This window comes from Cupriavidus sp. 21MJTG02-4, assembly GCF_057798975.1.
The window spans coordinates 545,507-564,249 of sequence record NZ_JBYOJP010000001.1; the positions used below are offsets into that span (position 1 = coordinate 545,507).

The following is an 18,743-nucleotide window of genomic DNA, read 5'->3' on the forward strand; positions in this document are numbered from 1 at the left end:
TTTGCTGCTTGTCTTGCGTCGGGGTTGGCGCGGCGCGTTGGCTCACGCGCCGCGGGCAATCTGGCAAGGCTGCGCCCCGCCCTGCCCGCTTGCTTACTGGGCGATCCTGGCCTTGGCCAGCAGCTGCGTGACCAGCGCGGTGGTCGCGCGCTCCAGCGCCTGCGCCTGCAAGGCTTGCTGGATGCCAGGCTTTACCTGATCGAAGGCCGGCACTTGCGTGGCACGTACCTCGTCGACTTTGAGCAGGTAGAAGCGGTTGTCGAAAGCGATCGGCGCGGCGCTGACCGCGCCGGCAGGCAAAGTCGCGATGGCTTGCGCGAGCGGCAACGGCAGCCCTTGCGTCTTGCCGTCCTGCGCCGGCACCTTGAAGCTGACCCAGTCCATCGCGCCACCGGCGGCCTTTGAAGGCGCGAGGCTGACCTGCTGCGCCACCTTGCCGAAATCCTCGCCGCTCTTGATACGCGCGAGTGCCGCCGCGGCCCCCGCCTCGTCGGCCACCTGAATGAGGCGTGCCTTGTATTCCTTGTCGCCGAGACTGGCCACGATGGCGTCGTAGCGTGCCCTGACCTCCGCGCCGGTGACGGAGGCCGGCTTGATGTGGTGCTTCAGCCAGGCTTGGGTGAGGATCGCCGACCTGGCGTCACGGATGGCCTGCTGCACCTCGGCGCGCGATTCGAGAGACTTGTCCTTGGCTGCCTCCTGGCGGAACAGCTCCCGCGCAATCAGTTGCTGTGTGATGGCACTGCGCGCTTGCGGCGTATCGGGGAGATGCGCCTGCTGCAGCGCCGCCGTGACCTGGCTGTCCGGGATGGTCACGCCATTGACGGAAGCCGCATCGGCGGCGGGCAGGTATGCCTGCAGGCCCAAGGCCATGGCGGTGGTGATCAGGAAACGGGCGGAGTTGGACGACATGGTGAATTCCCTGGAGATGGAGCTCAGTAGAGCCAGTTGAGCGTGGCCAGCACGATCGGGCGCTTGCCACCCAGCACGGCCGGCTGGGCCAGCGGTACGCCAACCAGAAGCTCGCTGGTGAAGGTTTGTCGGGCCCACTGGGCCGAAAGGCGAAGGCCGGCGCCCGTGCCGGCCACGTATTGCCAGTGACGGGTGGCCACGTACATCGTCTGGCCGCCATCGAGAAAGAGATACGGCTCCATGCGCAGGCCCGCCAGCATTGGCGCGTTGGCCCACGCCAGTTCGTTGCGCCAGTAGGCGCCGCGGTCGCCGGCGATCACCCCTTCACGAAAACCGCGCACCGTGCTCATGCCGCCGGCATAGATCTGCTCGGAGCCAAACAGCGCCACAGTGGTCCACTGCCCGACCAACTGGGCGCGCCAGGCAAGGCGCGCACTGTCGGACTCCAAAGGCAATGGCAGCTGCCAGCCCACGTTGCCATCCAGCTTGGTGAACTGGGCGTGAGCCTCGTCGGATCGGATGTCCGATGGGTCGCGGGTGGCATTGACGCCGGGCAGGCCACGCGAGATGCCGACTTCGGCCGTGCCGTAGCCAGGCTGGCTATTGGCCATGAAGCGCTGCAGCCCGCTCCAGGCCGCACGAAGCACGGTCAGGCGCTGGGGGTCGAGCTGGAGATTGTTGATCTCGCGCTCTGTCTTGCGGTGCGTCAGCGTCAGGTCGAAGGCCTGCCTGCCACGCTGGCTACGGGTAAGAACCCGGTTCCAGCCGACCGTATGACCGAAGGTGCGGCCATACAGCAGCGCCGTGTCGCCGATGACGTTCTGGTACTCGGAAACCGATCCGGTGTAGCTGAACGTGTTGTAACCCCAAGGCACGGCTGCCGACACGACGCCGGCGTTGGTGTCCAGCGTGCCCACGTAGCTCGCCGACAGCGCCTCCTGAAAGCCAAGCGCGTTTTCCGCGTCGATGCCAAGCCGCGTGCGTGAAGTCCCCGTGGTCTTGCTGCCATAGTTGTCCACACCGGCATTGAACCGGAAGCGGTCACCCGGTTGATTGGTCAGCGCAACGATCGAGCTGCCCGGCGTCTGGCCAGGCTGGATCTGCAGCTCGGCGCGGTTTCGGCGCAGCCGGTTGATCTGGTCCACGCCCTGCTCCAGGTCCTGCAAGCGCAAGGTATCGCCGGGCGGAGGGAACTGGGCAGCGGTACCGGCATCGGTCAGCCAGCCGCCTCCCAGCGTGTCAAACGGGGCGCGGTCATTCGGCCGGATCGTCTCGCCGTTGAGCGTGATGGCCACCACCTTGCCTGGCACGACGGTAATGACCAACACTCCGCTGGAAAGGTTCTGCTCGCCCAGATACGCGCGCGTGGTGATGTAGCCCCTGGCGACAAACGCCTCGGTGAAGCGCCGCAGCAAGAGATTGATGCGGTTGGTGCCCAGCGCGTGGCCGACGAACGGTGCGGTGATGGCCTCGACCTCGCCGTCGCTCAGTACCGTATTGCCGACGACGCCAATGCGCCGGATCTCGAAGGTGGCGGAGGTTTCGGGCACCGCCTCCACCGATGCATCGGCAGGCACCACAGCGGGCACTTCAATCTTGGCCGGAGGCTGGGTCGCCTCGCGCTCAAGCTCGCGCTGACGCTGCTCGCGCAACAGCCGTTGCGCGGGATCCTCAGGCACGAGCGCGGCCGGTGGCACCTGAGCCCACGCTGGCGCGCACGCCATGGCCATGGCCGCCCACGCGGCTGCACGCAGCGAAATTGATTTCCGCATCATTGCCAGAACCAGCTGGTGAGACCGAGATGGCTATCGATCGATACCGGATCGCGATGGCGCGCTCGAATCACGGAGGACAGGCCGCTGACCGTGACGTTGCCGTCGAAGCTGCCGCCATCGGTGACGGTGTCGCCGTCGATCTGCGTCTGGCCGGCGGCCATCCAACTGCCACCCACGTCCGTCGCGTACAGGCGCGCCCAGCTGTCCCCAAGAAAGGCCCTGAAGCCGCGATCGCGGGCAATCGCCGTGTAACCGGTGATGCCGCTCGCATAGGTGACCGGCGCAGTAACAGTCAGGTCGCCCATGGCCAGCACACGGCCACCCACGTTATAGGCCGCCTTACCGGCCTGGATGTCGATGTCACCGCCCGCGGAGAGCAGGCCGCCAGTTACCGTCGTCGTTGACGATGCCGAAGTTCGGCAGAAGATCAGGCAGGAGCGCTCGTAGTGCGCAGTGCCGGTGGCCACGCCTTGTGTACGGAATGTGTCAGCGGCTGTGATGCGGATCGGTCCGTCGTTGGCGTAGATATCGCCGCCATCGTTGACCACGTTCCGCGCGGAAATGATCGTGCCCTTGTCCGAGCTCAGGTAAGCGATCTGGCCAGGCTGATCGGCCAAACCATAGTCCACATCGAATCCCGCGGTGCGCCTGGAGAGCACCAGCCAGCGTTGACCGGATGCTGTGTAGAACGCCGGCTGCTCGCCATTGCTGCCGGGCTGTTTTGTGATCTCATTGGAGACGTCGCCATCCGCGTGAATGCGCAGGAATCCGTTCGAGAGCATGCGAGCATGGCGGTTCACGACGTTGCCACCCGCTTGCACATCGACATCTTCCGCCGCGCCAAACAGGATGCCGAGGTAAGTGGGCGTGGACTGGTTCGTGACATTGCCGCCGGCACGCACGGTCACCGCGCCCGTGGACAATGGCTCGCCGGCGATGCGGGTCTGGCCTTGAATCAGGGCTCCATCGTTGGTGATGTCGGTATCGGACTCGATCAGCACGCCCCCGCTCTTTGCCACCAGTGACGCCTGCGTGCTGGCTGAATCGATCGTCACGGCGTCGCCGTGCACGCGCACATTGGTAGCTGCCAGCACGCTGCTGTCGTGCTGCGTGTAGGTGCCGGCGGCATCCATGATGACGGATTCGCCGGAAGACCTGACCTCCGCCTCCCGCATGGTCAGGTTTCGCGACTGGATGCGCGTGCCGGCAACGCCGTCGATATCGGCTCGGGAAACCGTCGCGTCCCCGGTGGCCACTGTCACAGTCCCGCTGGTGGATACCAGTGCGCCGCGCTGGACACCCCCTTCCATCGCGAGGCTCGGCGTCTGGATCAAGACGTTACCGGCGGCCTTCGCCTGCGTGCCGGTGAGCGACAATCCTTCGCCTGCGTCGAAGATCCCGATACCGCCGCTGGTGTCGAGCGTGGATTCGACAAGGCGGATGGGCTGGCTATGTACCTGCCCCGTTGCCCCGATCACGATATCGCCGGGCTCGTTCGTTCCGGCCGACAGACGCGACTGCGCCAGGTCCACGCGGTCGGAACTCACCTGCAGGTGCCGGCCGGCACTGACGCTCCCGGCGCCCACCAGGCCGCCGCTCTGGACCAGCAGGTCACGCCTGGCCTGGATCGTGCCCGAAGCCAGCTGCAAGTCACCGCTGCCCGTCACCACGAAGTCGCCCGCGGTGGCAAAAGCCGCGCCGGCATGATGTACCCCTGCTCCCTGGTCTGTCACCAGGAGTTCAATGCGGCCGGAACTGAGACTGCCTGCTGCGCTGATGTCAATGGCGACGCCCTGGCCGGGCGTGGCCAATGGCGCCGTGTAGGTAAGCCACGGCGTCAGATTGTCCGTGGGAGAGACGCTGGTATCGATCTCGACGCGGCTTGTGCCAGCTATCAGCCGCACCTTGGCATTCGCATCGCTATACAGGTTGGTGACCGGTCCGCCAATGCGAATTTGGCTGGCGATCAGTTCCAGATTCAGGAGTGAGCCAGACAAGCCTTCGGCGCCGATGGCAATCATGCCTTGGCCGGTCTCCAGGATGACGTTGCGCTGCAGCTGCTTGTTTGCCGTGATGAAATCGTTGAACGAAACCTGGCCGGTCGTAATGGCGAGATTGCCCACGTTCTGCACGCTCAGGCCATTCACCGTTACACCATTCGGATTGGCCACGATTACGTTCGCGTGCAGCTGTCCCAGCACGGAGAGCGGGCCTTCCAGCACCGAGGGATTGGTGCTGGTGACCCGGTTCAGGATGGTGCGTGCGAGCGCTTTGTTGTTGTCCAGGTCAACGCCTGCACGCGAGACATTGAAATCGCGAAAGGTATTGGTCGAGACACCGCCGATGGCATCCGCAATGCTGACCGTGACGCGGCCATTTGCGCCAATGCTCACCTTGGTGGTAGTAGCGCCATCTGGAGTGATGCCTCCGGACCATGCCTTGGCGCATGCCATGGCGAACAACCACATTGCCGCTTGCCGCGATGCGCGCGGACAAAAAGCCCTGCGCGCTTTCGCACTGGAACCGTAACGCACTGACCCGCTCCTTTCAGAATGGCGCGGGAACAGGATGTCTCAGGGTGCCACCGAAGGATCCGGGCTTCGCCCGATGCGTAAGGTTCGGTGTGCACCCTCCCGCGCGAGAACGGGAGGCAAGCTATCAGGGGGGGTTACGGAAGTCTTTAGGAGAACGCTTAATCTTTATGACAGATCACAAAAATTTGCGTTGTGCGGCGAGATTGGCACCAACATTCTGGTTCTTTCGAATCCTGGCGCTGCCCCGTATTCATCTGAAGCTCATCGCTCGACAACGCAACTTACTTGCCCTTCATCAAATCGCCGGTATGGCTGAGTCCGGGTAGTTCCTCGTTGGCCGTTTCCGGTGTTTCAAGCTCCAGCACGATGCAATACCGCGCCGGCACATTGGCTGGGACTCCGGAAGTCAAAGCCGTCTGCTGCTGGAAAATAGCGCCAGCACAACTGGCACCAAAGGGATGCCGAGCACAACGAGTACACCATCGACAGCCAGCGTGATCGGCGTCATCAACACAAGCGCTTGTCTTCCACCCTTTGGCAAGGCCTCCCTGACGTCGATCTTGTATGACTTGTTCAGCGTCCTTGCACTGGCCGGCATGCTGAAGTTACCCGCGGCATAACGCTTGCCGCGCAGCTCGAAAATCCGCTTGACGCCGGCTTGCGAGCCCTTGAAGCCAAGCGCACTTGCGGCCTGTCGCTCGTCATCGCTCGGATGATCGAGGACTAACGCGAACCGACCTTCGACGTCGGCGTCCTGGTTGACGCGAAAGAGACCGAACGTAGCCGACAACCTGGAGTGAAGCGGTGAATCAAGCAACGTGGCAAATCCGTCAGGCGTGTCGAAGATGTAGTGGTACGTCGGGCCAATAATCACCAGCTTCGTACCGTCCGCCGTGAGAAGAACCTGGCTGATGGTCTCCTGGTAACCGCGATACTCCTGCTTGTTCGCTTCCTTGATCAACGCTGGCGTGGCACAGCCGCCCGTGCTCAGCAATGCGACAACGGAAAGGGCAAGGAAGGTTCTCCGCTGGTTGTGATTCATCATCGTGGCAGCTTCATGCTGCGGGTGAACTGGGAACCGGTATGTGTATCGCTTGCATGAGGTTCCATCAATAGAAGGGTTCCGAAAGAGAGCTTTGAAGTTTCCGATTTGAGCTCCCCTGCCACGGTTCGCCCGTAGACCCGTCGCGCAATCGACCACATGCCATTTGCCAACAAATACGTCCTCCCGAATGCAGACAATTTTGACAACTGTGCGCACTTCGTGAGATTTCGAAGGCCGTTGCCAAGGTAACCTGCGCAATCTTGGCTGTGGAGGTGCTGGATGTCGTCGACCTGCGCCAGACATCGACCGGTGCTCAGGCCGCGCGCATTCGGGCAGGTATCATCGTGACCGTCCGCCGCCCTTTGCGGAATGCCTTCGATGGAGTGCCCCTTTTCATGCCAGAACCTTCAAAGCTTGCCGAAATTCTCACGCTAGACGACATCCAGTCGCTAGCCGACCCGAAGACTTTCGCGCGCGGCATGGCCTACTTTCACGACGGCGCAGTGTCCCGTCTTGAGGAACGCGAAGACGCTGTTCACGCCAGTGTGCGCGGCACGCACCGTTATCAGGTCGAGCTGGCCGTCGCTCGCGATGGCACCCTCGCCTATTCATGCAACTGTCCGGTAGGCGGCGACGGCATTTTCTGCAAGCACGCGGTATCCGTTGCACTCGCCTGGCTCGAAAACTCCGGCGCAGAGGTGTTCCATGCCAAAGAGGCACCCCAGGAAAAGCCGCGCAAGAAGCGAAAGACCTACGGGGAAGCGATTCGCGAATACGTGGCAACGCTGGACAGGGACACACTTCAGGAACTGCTGCTGGAAGCTGTCGAGCTCGACCGGACGTTTCGCGACAAGCTTCTGCTCGCCGCGCGCACGGCGCAGGCATCCGACTTGCCCAGCATGAAAACCACTGTGCGACAGGCAACCCGCATACCCCGGCCACTGGACTGGAGGGAAGCAGACGCATACGGCGACGGCCTGATGTCGCTGGCTGACGTGTTGCGCGAGCGGCTTGCCGGACCGCACGCAGCGCAAGTGGTCGAACTGTCGGAACTGGCGATTGCCGGCGCGGAGAAGAGTCTCGAGCAGATTGACGATTCCAACGGCGGCGTGATGCCTGGCATCTTCGAGCTGGCGTCTGTCCATCTGGACGCATGCAAACAGACCCGACCCGACCCTGTGAAGCTCGCGGAGCGACTCTTCCTCCTGCAGACTGAGGGGGACAAGGACACCTTCTACAATGTCTTGCCAGCGTATGAGGAACCTCTGGGCGAGAGCGGGTTGAAACGCTACCGACAACTGGTGACCGCGGCCTGGGAGGCCTTGCCGGTGCTTGGCGGCAACGTGTCTCGCTACTCAATGGACCCGCGGCGTATGAGGCTGGAGACCGCCATACTGTCGCTGGCGGAGCTTGACGGCGACGTTGATGCAATCATTCGCATTTGCGCAAGCGACCTGTCGAGCCCATACCGCTATTTGCAGGTAGCGGAGCTTTGCATGAAGCATGGTCGCCTGGACGAGGGAATCGTTTGGGCGGAACGTGGCCTCAGGGAGGGCAAGCATGTTGACCCGCGCCTGATCGACTTCTGTGTCGAGGCTTATCTGCAAGGAAAGCAGTTTGAACAGGCCGACGCGTACGCATGGCGTCGTTTCGAGTTGCGTCCGACGGCCGAGGCGTTTCCCGCGTTGATGAAGGTCGCTACGGCGACTGGCAAGCACGACGAAACCCGGGACCGTGCACTCAGGCATATTGGGACGCTGATCCAGCAGGAGGAGTCGGCAGGAGACTCGAATCGCCCTGGCTGGCACACGTCGGCGCGCACCGAACTGGTCAGTATCTTCCTCTTCGAGGACAAGAACGACATGGCCTGGGACGCTTTCATTGGTGGCCCGGTTTCGACGCAGCTGTGGCGGCGGATGGGAGCGGTTCGCGGCAGCACACATCCGCGTGACGCGATTGCCCTCTATCATCAGCTGCTGCCGGTCGCTACGGGAAGCGCGCGCAACGCGCGCTATGACGAGGCGTTTGAAATCGTGCGCGCCATCGGCAAGCTGAGGGCAAAGCTGGGGGAGCGCGCGAAGTTCACCAGCGAACTGGAAAAGATTCGCGCCACGTTTCGCGCGAAGCGCAACTTCATCAAATTGCTGGCCACGTTGTCTTGAGCGCATCCAGGTCTGGCGGCTCACGAACCGTGCGGCACAGCACGCTGTCGGCAGCGAGCTCGAATATGTCGTACGGCCTGACTGGAGCGGCGCTACCCTGGCGTTGGACACCACAGACTTCAACACTGAGCGTCATTGAAGGCCTTGAACCTCTTCACGTCTGCCACCTTGTAGAACAACTTCAGCGTGGAGCCTCTTGATAGTGGAATTCGGCCCACAAAGGCCGATCTCAAAAAGGCGGCACTGCCGTTGCCGTTGCTTTCCATCACGCACACATATTGGTGCCCATGCTGGCGCAGCACGGCAAAGGCGGCAAGGCTCGATTGCTCGATCCTTGCTGGCCTGTACTTTCCCATAGCAGACGCCTGCATGATGTAGCCGCGATGCGGGCCGGCGAAGATGTAGTCGTTGATTCCGTGCTTACTGGTTGCATAGCCAACCGGAAGCTTATCGCCGTCACTTGCGGGGAAAAATAATTGATAGCCCGGCACAGTGACATCATCTATCAGCTGCACCTCCCCTTCAATTGGAGTGATCGAAATCGAGGCATCGATCGATCTGTCGAATAACAGGCAACTATCGATGATCGCTTCTGGCACCTGTCCAGCGTAGGCAGAGGCTGAAAGTGCGATGAGGAAAGGCAGAAGAACAGCTCGTATCATTCGTGCTCCTTCGCCCCAGTGTGGCTGGTGGCGACAAATATGCTGCCGTGCAATCACAGCATTTTGATCACGCTAGCCTGCACGCGATCCAACCATGTGCAAGCGAAAGGCCCAGCGCATACAGCAGAAACCCCCTAATGTATGAGACGAGCAAGCGGCGCCGATAGGGATGCTGGTGGATCAATGCCATAAGGAGCATGAGCAACCCCGACAGCAGCAATAGCGCGGCGACAGCCAGGGAGACGCCCAGATAGACCACAGGCGCGCCGGCATACAGATCACCCCGCTGGAACGGCGTCAGCAGAATGGCGATTGCATAGCCAATTCCATCCAGCGCCAGCAGGCAGACCGCAAGATCGACGTATCGGACGAGCCGCGGTTTGGCGCTCATCTCAAACCCTCGGCTGCCAGGCGTGCGCGACACGTTAGGCCTCAAACCTCGGCTATCGCGACCATGCCAAGCGTGATGAAGAGTGCGCCCGCAAGATAGCGGCCAACGGTCAATGCAGTGCCACCCGGCGCCGCTCTCTTTTGCAGCTGATGTGCGAGTGCAATACCAACAAGGTCAGCGACAGAGAACAGCAAGTTTGCGCTGACGCCCAAGAAGAACAATTGCCAACCGATATCGAGCGACATCGACGTATCGACGAACTGCAGCAGGAACGACAGATAGAACAGCGCGGATTTCGGATTCATTGCCTCAATCAGCGCGCTTGACGAAACTACGTTCTTTGGCATGCCGGACGGTTCGCCGCCCGCGCCGGATCGGGTGCGGATACGCTGAATGCCAAGCCAGACCAAGTATCCGCCCGCCGCTACACGCAGCGCGTGATAGAGCCAAGGCGACGTCCTCAGCACAACGGCCGCACCGATCGCGACAAGGCCGATCTGTAATAGCGCGCCAAGATGAATGCCGAATGCAGAGAGCAAGCCGGCACGCCGACCGTGCTGAAGAGTTATAGAAATTGTTTGCAGCAGGGCCGGCCCGGGGATGAAGCCGAAACCGATGCAAGCGGCAGTGAAGGCGAGAGCCTGTGTGGTTGTCATCAGATTTCGTCCCCTATCATGATGCCAAGTCCTTTACATGCGGACCTCACATAGTCACGGGCTTGCGCAAGAGTGTTCTTCGACAGTCTTGGCATGAACACCCGGATATAGTCCTCGATCGCACGCTCGCGGTCGAAGATGTCGATGCCGCGATAGTCAGCAGCCGTTCGCTCTCGCAATTCGGGCGCCGCGATATCGAGTCCGAGATCGCTAGCAACCGTCTCGGCCGCGTCAGGGTGAGTCAGGTAATAGAAATCCTTCGAGCCCGGTTCAGGCGACAAGAGTTCGATGTCAGCACTGACCACGACGTCTTGCCCGCTGCGCAGGAATTCGACATAGGTCCGCACGTTCTCGTCGAGTAGCACGTCATTCATTCCGATGTGGCCCAACACAAATCCTGCCTTGATCAGCACCTGATGGTCTCTGGCGTTCTGCAGCGCGCGCAGATTCGACGCGTGCATCCGCCGAGACGCGAGTCGCGGGTCTACATTCCTGAGGGGCTTGTTGAGCGCGCGCAATGACAGTGGTGCGCCCGCATCGACACCGACAAACAGGGTCCGGAAGCCGATCTGCCTCATGGCTTTCAGTACGTGTTCCTTCTCCATGCCATCGGCTCGCGCATAGCCGACAAGGATCGGCCTCTCGTCGGGGGCCAGCTCCTGCCACCATTTGGGTGGTGCGTTCGCCATGTCGAGCATCTGGCGGGCAAACGTAAGAGGCAGCTCGTCGGCTGTGACGTACAGATAGTCATATCCCGCCGACCATGCGTTATGAATCGCCTGCCAGGCATGCTCAGCGTGAAGCCCGTTCTTCCACATGCCGCCATATTGGATTGAGCAGAATGAACACGCATCATCCCCGCTGAACTTGATGCAACCGCGACCGATCTCAATGGGCACTCCACGACTCGCATGCCGGCCCGTGAGATCAAGAATCCGACGCCCAAGGCGACGGGTGAAATTTGCGGAATAGAGCGAGGTGTGGGGCAGTGCGCGGTCGATCAGTCCGTAATCGATCACGCGGTTCACCTCTTCGCAAATCTGCGGATCGGCGACGATCTGACCATCTAGCCATCGCACAGCGCCTGGATATATCCCGTTCACCGTATGGCGACGAAGGTCCTGCAAGTACTCACCGAGACCCGTGTAAACCTCGTTTCCAGCAAATCCACAATCGATAAGCATATGGTGGCGCGATAGGATTTCCCGGCTCAAGGCCGTGAAGTGATCATTTCCGATGATGACCGAAATGGCCGGATCGATTGTCTTTACGGCGTGCGCGATTCGAAGTGCTGCCTCGTAATTGGCGGTGATTGCACTGAGACAAACGGCTAAGGTGGTCGCTGCTTTGGACTGGATTTCAGACGTGATGACATTGATCGGATACACGACACCGTCAATGTAAGACGCCTGCAAATCTGGCAACGAATCGACGTATGACGCCAGCGACAGGATTCCCAGATGCGGAAAGTTGGCCCAATCGGTGTGCTGCGCACCTTTCGACACCGTTTCGCCGACCGTCGGTGCAGCGTCAATGTCGTTGCTGTTTGGTGGATTGACGAAGAAGATAAGATCTCTGGGTTCTCTCACGTTAGCCCTCCCACTTTTGACCTGGCCGGAAAGTCGGCTTGCGCCACAGCCCGACGCTCGCAGGAACGACGGAGAGGTCAACCTAGCAGGAAGGCATTGAAGCCAATGTGGGAAAAGTCTTAAGCACTAATGCGTTTTTTCACAATCAGGGGACTGTTGATTGACTGCTGCTGGTGACGTCTTCCGCGAAAGCGATAGGCTGACGCCGCTGCAGGTGGCGCTAACCTAGTTGCTGCATCGGGCCAGAGTGCGCTGCCGAGGCCTGGGACTTCGTCAGTGCAGCATCTGCGAGGAACCTAAAGGCGGGGCACGTTGACAGATGCGGTACTTGAAAGCTGGACGCATTGGGGCGGACCTGGCGTTCGCAAACAGACTCTGAGCAAGCTCCCCGCCTGTCACGACCGGCCCCCATCACGGCGCGGTATGCTTGACGCCAACGAGTTCACCGCAAAGGACGAAGTTGGCACGAACCACAACGCATGACATAAAAGACCGCGCCCCGTGGCTGCGCATCGGACTGGCATTAGCGGGCGCCTTGCTGCTGGGCGATGCCATCGCACTGATGCTCATGGGCCTGTTCAATTTCGGGATCGTTCTACCGCTGGCCATTGGCGCGGCCTTTCTCGCGCTGTCATGGCGCTGGCGGCAAGTGGCGCAATGGCGCGCGGCGAAGCCGTGGCGCCAATGGATCTGGGCGGCAGGCTGGGGGCCTTTGCCGCGTGGCTGGTGACGGTGGGATGGTTCTTCCATGGCATCCGCAGCGGCATGGAACCCGCCACGCGCCGTGCATCGCCGCCCGCAGCCATCATCGTGCTCGGTTCCGGCTCGCCGGACTGCGAGGCCTCGCCAACGTTGATGGCACGACTGGAGCAAGGCATGGCGCAAGCGCGCCGCTGGCCGTCGGCCAAGGTCGTCGTGAGTGGCGGCCTGGACTTCGGCGGGCGATGCCGGGAGGCTGACATCATGGCCGACACCCTGATCGCGCGCGGGGTGGCGCCGGACCGGATCCTGCGCGAGGGACGGAGTACCAGTACCGAGGAGAACCTGGTGTTCAGCCAGCGCTTGCTTGGCGAGCAGGGCGTGACGGCCGCAGCGCCCATTGTCGTGGTGACCAGTGATTTCCACGTATGGCGAGCGGTGCGGATTGCGCGCAAGGCAGGGTTCGGCGAGGTGTCCGGCGTGGGGGCGCAGACGCCTTTGTACCTGCGGTTCAATGCGTGGTTGCGGGAGTATTTTGCGGCGATCAGTGGGTGGGTGTTGGGGGAGTATTGAGGCGTTGGGTGGCGGCGCCTTGTGGTGCCGGAATGCGAACGGCGCGAGACCAGGTGGCTCGCGCCGTTTGACTTTTGGGCCCGCGTTGCGCGGGCCCGGTCCCTCGTCAGTCGACCAGCGCCTGCAGGCGGTCGGCGTTTTCGTCAATCTGCTCCTGGAGCGGCAAGAGCAGGGCGTGGAGGCCCATGCAATCGGGGCTGTCGTCGCTCTGCAACCTCAGCAGGGTCAGGACGGAACGCAGGCCGGCGCTGACGCGCAGGAGGTCGTCGCTGGCTTCGAGGATGTGGTCCTCGAGGGTGACGGGCGTGCTGGGTGGGGGCAGGGGGGTTCTGGCGAGGCGGCGGGCCAGGGCGCGGTCGGCTTTGGAGAGGTATTGGGCTAGATAGGCTTCTTTTTGGGCGAGGGTGGGCTCTTGGGGAGCTGGGGTGGTGGGCTGCATGGCGACCTCCGGTACGTGGCTAATCGAGGCTCGTCATCCGCTGTCAATCGGGTGGGCGAGCACGAGGCAGGGTTGACAGACCGGCACGTACCACCGGCGAGCCGGAAGGCTCCCCCGCCTCGGCTCACCCGAAAGGGTGTGCGTAGGCGAAGAACGAGAGCTTACCGCTTCGCTGCTCGTCCGGTGTACGTGGGTCAGGCTGTCAAACCTGGTCGGCCAAGAATGGCGGCGACATCGCAAGCTTCCCCGTCCTGCTCTTGTTACTCAATGGGTGAAATCTCAATATTCGCTCCTGCCTTCAACGCAAAGAGCCACGTCGGTGGCGCCCCTGCTGGGATGATCTTTGAGCCCTCTTAGCTTATCGACTGCCCTAAAATGTGCCCGACAATCGGTCATCTTGAGTTGCGCGGACGTTATCTGTCTGCAAAAATGACCATTGGATAGTTCTCAATAAGACGCAAATAAAAATCAGGGGATACGAAAGTTGCCAGTAAATGCAGGCCTAGCCTCACTGACACTCTCCACCCAATACCGAACCGGCGAATTGGATCCGGTAGCGGGGTTTTACCGCCCGTGCCTTCGTCGGGCATGCGAATACAAGCGCGCGGTCGGCTACTTCAGATCAAGTGTTTTCTTGATTATTGGCCCTGATACCGTGGATTTCGCGCGTCGGGGTGGAAGAATGCGGCTGGTTTGCTCCCCTTCGATTTCGGATGAAGACGCTTCAAGCATTGCGGCCGGCTATGCAGAGCGCGAGACTCGCGCGGCCAAAATGCTTTCCGATCAGGTTGATCGCCTCCTTTCCGAAGAGGCTACTTCTTATCGTACCAAGGTTCTCGCAACCCTTGTCGCAACTGGCGTGCTCGACATTAGGGTGGCTCTTCGCCCCGAAGCGTACGGCCTCTACCATGAGAAGATCGGCCTGTTCTTAGACAACGCGGGCTCTTGCGTCTCATTCCTCGGTTCCGCGAATGAGACTTGGAACGGATGGCATTTCTTGGGCAACCATGAGGCAATCGAGGTTTTCCGTTCTTGGGCTGGAGAAACCGAAGCGCAGAGAGTCGCAAGACATGATGCTTACTTTGAGCGCCTTTGGACAGGTGGCGTTGATGGCGTCGATATAGTCGCTTTCCCGGAAGCTGCCAAACGTAAGCTTGTTAGTGCTTCCTTGGGAAATGCCGGTGACATTGACATTTCCAAGCTAGCAGACCAGCCACCAGTTAAAGGACGTCAGCCCCTCCCACACCAAAGCCGGGCAATTGCCGCCTGGGAGGTAGCCGGAAGGCGCGGTATATTCGAACACGCCACAGGTAGCGGAAAGACATTCACCGCTATCACAGCAATGCGCCCACACCTAAACACCGGACAACCCATTCTCATCGTTGTCCCGAGCAAATTATTGCTCATGCAATGGGCCGACGAGATTCGAACGGAACTTCCAGATGTGGCATTGCTCCTCGCGGGCGCCGGCAACCAAAGGTGGAGGGCCTCAGGTCGCCTCCGCGCGATGACGGATCCGGCATCCTCCTATGGGCAGAGGATCGTCCTGGCCACCATGCAGACTGCCGCAACCGACGAATTTCTCAAACTGGCTCGGGGTGGCAGGCACCTTATGGTGGTTGCCGACGAGGTTCACCAATCCGGAAGCGCCTTCAACTCCAAACTATTCACGCTCGACTCTGGACCCAGGCTTGGTTTGAGCGCGACGCCAACGCGTTATGGCGACCCTGATGGTACTGCGAGGATGTTCGATTATTTCGGGCCCGCCATACCGCCGCCTGTTACGCTCCAAGATGCAATCGAAGCCGGTAGGCTTGTCGAATACGAATATTACCCGCACCCGGTCAGATTGACAGCCGATGAGGCCGAAGAGTGGAAGTCCCTGACTCTAAGAATCGTTCGCGAAATAGGCGGCAAGAGCGCGGATGGAGGGAGGAGGCCTCTCACGGAAAGAGCTAAGATGCTTCTCATTCAGAGAGCACGGATCGCCAAAAAGGCGCAAAACAAGGTTCCACTGGCCGCGAATACAATTGCAAAGGTATATCGGGAGGGACAGCGCTGGCTGGTTTACTGTGAAGATGCAGGCCACCTTGCCGATATGATGGCGGCTCTATCCGTAATGGGCATATCTCCAGTCGAGTACCACACTGGAATGGCCGGCGACCCGGGAGCCACGCTCGACTGGTTCAAGACCTTCGGAGGCGTATTGGTATCCATTCGCTGCCTCGACGAGGGGGTGGACATTCCTTCAGTGGATCACGCCATGATACTAGCCTCGTCGCAAAACCCCAGACAGTTCATCCAGAGGCGGGGGCGTGTGCTACGCAAGGCCCCAGGGAAGGACATCGCAGTCATTCACGACCAAATCGTCGTCCCTGTAAGCCTCGAAGACGAGCCGGAGCAAATCGCCCTACTTCGTTCGGAGTTCGCACGGGCCCTGGAATTTGCGGAATCGGCCATCAACCGTGGAGCCGCCGCCGAATTGAGAGCGCTAGCCGCTGAGATCGGCTTTGACCCCGAACGCGCGCGGGAAGAAGGATTCGAGGAGGATGAGGAAGAGCAATGAACGGGACAAAAGATTTTGCGCTTGAAACCCTGAATACCGTGGCCAAAGGGATCGGAACCGATTTACCCAATGGGGCCATAGAACGCATTTACGCCATTCAAAAGCGCCACCAATTTGACGCCGACAGATCGGCATCCTCTCAGGAAATGCAGCGGTTGATCGAGTCCCTGGCTGCGGAAATTGAAGGGGGAGGCCAATGAAGCTCGTCACGCTCGGAATGGAGAATTTCATGCCCTACAAGGGGCGCTCAACCATTTCCTTTCCGCAGGACCCGACAAGAAATGTCATGGTCGTCTTCGGCGACAACATGCGTGGTAAGACGAGTCTGCTGAACGCGCTGCGTTGGGTGTTTTACGGAAAGGCCCTCGGTCGGCACTTAAGGGAAATCCCCCTGCATGAGATTCTGAACAAAGAAGCAGGTCTGGAGGGTGACTTCACCATCGAGGCGTCTGTTGAATTCACAGCCGACGGGCACGCCTATGACCTTCGGCGCAGGGCAGTGAAACGCCAAATGGTCGCTTTCCCGTCACGACCGGAAGACTTCGAGATTACAGTGGGACTGAAGCGGGATGGTGTGGCCATTCCAGGCCACCTAATCGAAGCAGAGATCAACCGTTTCGCTCCCGAACAAGTGTCAAGGTTCTTCCTATTCGACGGGGAGTTGCTTCAGGAGTACGAGACACTCCTCATCGAGGGCAGTGACCAAGGCCGACGGATCAAGGAGGCCATCGAACAGGTTCTTGGCGTACCCACTCTCATCCACGGCCGGGATGAGGCTTCCACCCTGCTTAGACAATTCCAACGCCAGCAGGCCAAGGATCTGGCCCATGTCGCGGGGCTAGAACGGCAGGCAGAAAAGCAGGCCCAATGGCAGGCGCGGCAGGAATCCTACGATAAGGATCTGAAGGATCTGCATGAAAGGCTCGCGAAGACGAGGGCCGAGAGGTCTGCTCTGGATGACGAGCTTAAGAAGCTCGATTCCATCCATCAGGCGAAATCAAAGCTGGATATGCTGGAGCAACGTCAGGGCGAAATCGTCGCTCGGCAGAAGGAGGCTACTGGCGAGCGCCTAGCTCTGCTCAAAGATGCTTGGCGGGATTTACTACGCCCGAAGCTGAATACCCGAAAAGCCGCGCTTCTCGATGAGCAACTCTCGCTTACACGCAAGATGGAGGAGCGCAGCCGCTTGGAATCAAGGGCTGCCGACCTTCGTCGGGTCTTAGAGAACTCCACGTGTCCCACCTGTAAAAGGCCTACTGAAGAGTCTTCTCGCCTAGAGGCGGCAGCGGAGCTTGGCCACTTGGAGGCTCAACTGCGCAAGACGGGGTTCGATCATTCCAACCTTGTGGAGGTCGCGACGCGGATAAAGGAGATTGACCGCCTTTCCCAGCCAGGCACCGCCGGGAGGCTCAGGGAGCTCGATTCCGAGGCCCGCCGGCTTGGGGTCGAACTAACCAAGAACGAAAATGAGGCCGAGCGGCTCACCGACGAGATAAAGGGCTTCGACACGGTCGATATTGCCCGCAAGAGAGCATATCGCGACGGGCTCCTCCGAGAAGAAGGGCAACTTGAACGCGACATCGACGACCGGAGCGCAAAGGCAGATGAGGCCCGGCGGGAACTGAACGTCATCGCCAAGTCTCTGCAGAATCTTCCTGAGGCAAGGGCGAGCCGAAGCACCGCCATGGTAAAGGTGTGCATGGCGATCGAAAGAGTGTTCGGCGAAAGTATCGAGCGCTTGCGTGGAGACTTAAGGCGTCATGTCCAAAGCCGGGCATCGGAAGCGTTCGGACAACTGACGACACAGAAATCGTACTCTGGCTTGGAAATCAATGACAACTACGGTCTAACGATCCTCGACGAAAAGGGAACAAAGGTAACTGTTCGTAGCGCCGGGGCAGAGCAGATCGTAGCCCTCTCCCTCATTGACGGCCTTTCCCGGACAGGTCGTGCAGCGGGTCCGGTGGTGATGGACACGCCCTTCGGCCGCCTTGACCTAAGGCACAGGGATAACATTCTGCGCTACCTGCCAACCGCGACGGGGCAACTCGTTCTTCTCGTACACGATGGTGAGATCCGTAGGGAAACCGACCTTGCACCGGTGGCGGAACGCATTGGGGCCGCATATGAAATCCGCGAAATTTCGCCAAGGCAATCGAGAATCGAGAGAGTGACATCATGACCGCCGCGCAAACATACGAGCCGACGACAATTGGCCTAAGCGAAAAGACGCATCCGCTCCTCAAGCGTCTGAAGGAGGATGGGCACTTCGCGGAGATGGCAGATGCCTACCGTTTCGGGATCGCCCTAGCGCTCGCCCATGGAGTCATTCCGAGTGAACCCCCTACCCCAAGGACAACAATCTTTAGCGTGGCGACCATTGACCCGGATCGGGAAATCGCCACGGCGATCGAGGCACTCATGGACACTGAGGATCTACCCATTTATCGGTTGGCTGAAAGGCTAGCCGAATGGGGGATCATCGAACTGTCCCGGAGGGCGGAGGCCGGCGAAATCGATATCGCTTCATTGGTCGATGAGGCAGTTAACCTCTCCGGAAGCGCCGCGTGAGACATCTTCGAGCATATCTGCTCGTCTCGGAGCCCGGTGCAGATTGCGAAGTCTTCGCGCTCAGAGATCTGGAATCGGTCGAGGACGGGTGGAGATCACGCAAATCTGCCGAAGCCGCCGCCGTGCTCCATATCGGCTTCTGGCGTCCTGACACGAGCGAGTTTTCGTC

General features: G+C 60.5%; 17 protein-coding genes. 7 read left to right on the forward strand and 10 right to left on the reverse strand.

The features are described 5' to 3' along the window. Window positions 1-93 precede the first annotated feature (93 nt). The 5 genes from AC3FKH_RS02670 to AC3FKH_RS02690 all read right to left on the reverse strand — a co-directional run bounded on the left by AC3FKH_RS02670 (window position 94) and on the right by AC3FKH_RS02690 (window position 6,266). A complete protein-coding gene (locus AC3FKH_RS02670) occupies window positions 94-912 on the reverse strand; it encodes a peptidylprolyl isomerase (protein ID WP_488672670.1) in 819 nt (272 codons plus the stop codon). Window positions 913-935: 23 nt separating this feature from the next. Further along, window positions 936-2,687: a ShlB/FhaC/HecB family hemolysin secretion/activation protein gene (locus AC3FKH_RS02675; protein ID WP_488672672.1), complete on the reverse strand. Its 1,752-nt coding sequence runs from the start codon at window positions 2,685-2,687 to the stop codon at window positions 936-938. Then, on the reverse strand, window positions 2,684-5,155 hold the full coding sequence (locus AC3FKH_RS02680; RefSeq protein WP_488672674.1) for a two-partner secretion domain-containing protein: 2,472 nt from the start codon (window positions 5,153-5,155) through the stop codon (window positions 2,684-2,686). Before AC3FKH_RS02680 ends, AC3FKH_RS02675 begins: the two co-directional genes overlap by 4 nt. A 347-nt stretch (window positions 5,156-5,502) precedes the next feature. Continuing rightward, on the reverse strand, window positions 5,503-5,631 hold the full coding sequence (locus tag AC3FKH_RS02685) for a hypothetical protein (protein ID WP_488672676.1): 129 nt from the start codon (window positions 5,629-5,631) through the stop codon (window positions 5,503-5,505). Then, a complete protein-coding gene (locus AC3FKH_RS02690) occupies window positions 5,628-6,266 on the reverse strand; it encodes a hypothetical protein (RefSeq protein ID WP_488672678.1) in 639 nt (212 codons plus the stop codon). The genes AC3FKH_RS02685 and AC3FKH_RS02690 overlap by 4 nt, the downstream gene beginning before the upstream one ends. Window positions 6,267-6,532: 266 nt before the next feature. On the opposite strand from AC3FKH_RS02690, the gene AC3FKH_RS02695 reads away from it, so the two are divergent. Further along, window positions 6,533-8,428, forward strand: a complete 1,896-nt coding sequence (locus AC3FKH_RS02695) for an SWIM zinc finger family protein (RefSeq protein ID WP_488672679.1) — start codon at window positions 6,533-6,535, stop codon at window positions 8,426-8,428. A gap of 119 nt (window positions 8,429-8,547) precedes the next feature. On the opposite strand, the gene AC3FKH_RS02700 is transcribed toward AC3FKH_RS02695, so the two are convergent. From AC3FKH_RS02700 to AC3FKH_RS02715, 4 genes are all read right to left on the reverse strand, one after another. Continuing rightward, window positions 8,548-9,090, reverse strand: coding sequence for a hypothetical protein (locus AC3FKH_RS02700; RefSeq protein ID WP_488672681.1), 543 nt, complete (start codon window positions 9,088-9,090; stop codon window positions 8,548-8,550). A gap of 67 nt (window positions 9,091-9,157) precedes the next feature. After that, window positions 9,158-9,481 carry a hypothetical protein gene (locus AC3FKH_RS02705; RefSeq protein WP_488672683.1) on the reverse strand — a complete coding sequence of 108 codons (324 nt, stop codon included), beginning with the start codon at window positions 9,479-9,481 and terminating at the stop codon, window positions 9,158-9,160. A 41-nt stretch (window positions 9,482-9,522) separates the two neighbouring features. After that, window positions 9,523-10,137: a LysE family translocator gene (locus AC3FKH_RS02710; protein ID WP_488672684.1), complete on the reverse strand. Its 615-nt coding sequence runs from the start codon at window positions 10,135-10,137 to the stop codon at window positions 9,523-9,525. After that, window positions 10,137-11,726 (reverse strand): B12-binding domain-containing radical SAM protein, encoded by a 1,590-nt coding sequence (locus tag AC3FKH_RS02715; protein ID WP_488672685.1) that lies wholly within the window; start codon window positions 11,724-11,726, stop codon window positions 10,137-10,139. Before AC3FKH_RS02715 ends, AC3FKH_RS02710 begins: the two co-directional genes overlap by 1 nt. A 460-nt stretch (window positions 11,727-12,186) precedes the next feature. Between AC3FKH_RS02715 and AC3FKH_RS02720 the strand changes: the two genes are divergently transcribed. Together AC3FKH_RS02720 and AC3FKH_RS02725 are read left to right on the forward strand one after the other, a co-directional pair. Continuing rightward, a complete protein-coding gene (locus tag AC3FKH_RS02720) occupies window positions 12,187-12,456 on the forward strand; it encodes a hypothetical protein (protein ID WP_488672687.1) in 270 nt (89 codons plus the stop codon). Then, window positions 12,411-12,998, forward strand: a complete 588-nt coding sequence (locus AC3FKH_RS02725) for a YdcF family protein (RefSeq protein ID WP_488672892.1) — start codon at window positions 12,411-12,413, stop codon at window positions 12,996-12,998. The genes AC3FKH_RS02720 and AC3FKH_RS02725 overlap by 46 nt, the downstream gene beginning before the upstream one ends. Before the next feature lie 106 nt (window positions 12,999-13,104). Here AC3FKH_RS02725 and AC3FKH_RS02730 read toward each other — a convergent pair whose 3' ends face one another. Then, window positions 13,105-13,437, reverse strand: coding sequence for a DUF1484 family protein (locus tag AC3FKH_RS02730; protein WP_488672689.1), 333 nt, complete (start codon window positions 13,435-13,437; stop codon window positions 13,105-13,107). 772 nt (window positions 13,438-14,209) lie between these two features. Between AC3FKH_RS02730 and AC3FKH_RS02735 the strand changes: the two genes are divergently transcribed. The 4 genes from AC3FKH_RS02735 to AC3FKH_RS02750 are packed head-to-tail and all read left to right on the forward strand — an operon-like array spanning window position 14,210 to window position 18,574. Then, on the forward strand, window positions 14,210-16,003 hold the full coding sequence (locus AC3FKH_RS02735) for a DEAD/DEAH box helicase family protein (protein WP_488672690.1): 1,794 nt from the start codon (window positions 14,210-14,212) through the stop codon (window positions 16,001-16,003). Then, entirely contained in the window at window positions 16,000-16,203 is a 204-nt protein-coding gene (locus AC3FKH_RS02740; RefSeq protein WP_488672692.1) for a DNA modification system-associated small protein, read from the forward strand. Before AC3FKH_RS02735 ends, AC3FKH_RS02740 begins: the two co-directional genes overlap by 4 nt. Further along, window positions 16,200-18,185 (forward strand): AAA family ATPase, encoded by a 1,986-nt coding sequence (locus tag AC3FKH_RS02745; protein ID WP_488672694.1) that lies wholly within the window; start codon window positions 16,200-16,202, stop codon window positions 18,183-18,185. The genes AC3FKH_RS02740 and AC3FKH_RS02745 overlap by 4 nt, the downstream gene beginning before the upstream one ends. Then, complete coding sequence (locus AC3FKH_RS02750; RefSeq protein WP_488672696.1) at window positions 18,182-18,574, forward strand: hypothetical protein; 393 nt, start codon at window positions 18,182-18,184, stop codon at window positions 18,572-18,574. The genes AC3FKH_RS02745 and AC3FKH_RS02750 overlap by 4 nt, the downstream gene beginning before the upstream one ends. Window positions 18,575-18,743: the final 169 nt, after the last annotated feature.